The organism is Campylobacter concisus, from assembly GCF_902460575.1.
Taxonomy (GTDB): domain Bacteria; phylum Campylobacterota; class Campylobacteria; order Campylobacterales; family Campylobacteraceae; genus Campylobacter_A; species Campylobacter_A concisus_AW.
This window is the reverse complement of sequence record NZ_CABPUY010000011.1, coordinates 1-1,354: the sequence shown is the minus strand read 5'-3', so window position 1 is coordinate 1,354 and position 1,354 is coordinate 1. Positions and strand designations below refer to the sequence as shown.

Below are 1,354 nucleotides of genomic sequence, written 5' to 3'. Positions count from 1 at the left end.
TTTTTGGCTGTTTCATCGACATGGCGTTGCGATCTTGTTCGGTATTGTAACGCTTAGAAAGCATATTATCTATTTTGCTTATCGTTTTTGCAACCCAATTATCTTCATTTTCGTCTATGTCAATAATCTCTTTTATGCTCTTTCCAACTGGACTATACCATAAAGCTTCTATTTTGGCCTTTTCATCATCTTTGGTATCTTTAGGTATATTTTCTTTTTGGATAGTGGTTTCTTGTATCGATGTGTTGCTAAGTCCGTTTATGCTAGTTATCACTTCAAGTTCCCCTTACGCCTTTATATCAACATCTCTTTTTATACCAAGCATATCTACTAGGTATTTTCCAGCTGGGTTTTCATTTAGCTCTTTTACTAAATTTAAAGGTGGCATACTAAATTTCAAAAAGCTATCCATAAAGTCTTTGCTCTTTTTGCCATCTTTGTCTATCTCACCAAAGAGTAGCTTTAGCATTTTTAGATTATGCTCCATCATCTTTTTAAATGAGAGCTCGTCTTCTTCATATCCCCTACGCCTATCTTCAGGAGTGCTGACAAAGCCACTTTGTAAGTCGATATAGACAAAGTCTCTTTTAGACCTAATGTGATCTTGCATATATTTAGGCATGCCAGCTATGTCATTATCAGTAGCATTTATAAAGCCAGGTCCAAATTTCATCTCACCCATAAGCTCGAACAGCTCAAATGCTCTATTAAATTCTTTGCTATCTACGCTCTTATCATAGCCTTCTCTTTTGCCTCTTGCGGTTGTCTCCCCCTCTCTTACATCAAGGTTGTTGTTTATGACGGCTGCTATAAGTCCGCCTTTAGTTATTGAGCCGTCTTTATTAGTGTATTTCTCTCCATGCGGATCCATAAATACACCAATGACCGTGTTTTCTTTGCCGCCATTGTTGTTATTAAAGATATCAGTTGTTGGTTTTAATGGCTGTCTGCCGTCTCCTCCTTTAAAGCTTGGGTTGAAAAAAAGCGTGCTTATCATCTGCTTATTTGACTCTTTGCCGTTAAAATCAGCCGCAGCCGAGCCAAATTCATGAATGGAGTTATTAATTTTTGTTACTTGCATGCTTTGGCGGTTATACTCAAAGCCTTGAGGGAAATTTCTTATCTCATCTAAGCTAAAGCTATCTTTTGAGTTTAGTGTGTCTTCGCCAACTACTTGGGAGAGGATTTTGTAGGCATTATTTACGGTTTTTAGTATATCGATGCTGTCAAAAGTCCTTTGCATATAGTCAGGCTGCGTCTCTATCCTGACTAACGACTCCAGTGTGCTTGAGTGAATTTTATAATCACTTGGGATGCCAGCTTGTTTATTAAACTCATCTGTAAAGTAGCCATC

Annotated in this window: 1 protein-coding gene and 1 pseudogene; both read right to left on the bottom strand. The window is 37.7% G+C overall.

The annotated features are described in order from the left end of the window. Positions 1-274 (bottom strand): annotated as a pseudogene (locus tag F3G76_RS10395) (cell surface protein); the annotation flags it as partial. Between the two features lie 12 nt (positions 275-286). Continuing rightward, a partial coding sequence (locus F3G76_RS10390) for a Cj0814 family flagellar-dependent secreted protein (protein WP_223227472.1) occupies positions 287-1,354 on the bottom strand: 1,068 nt, incomplete at its 5' end.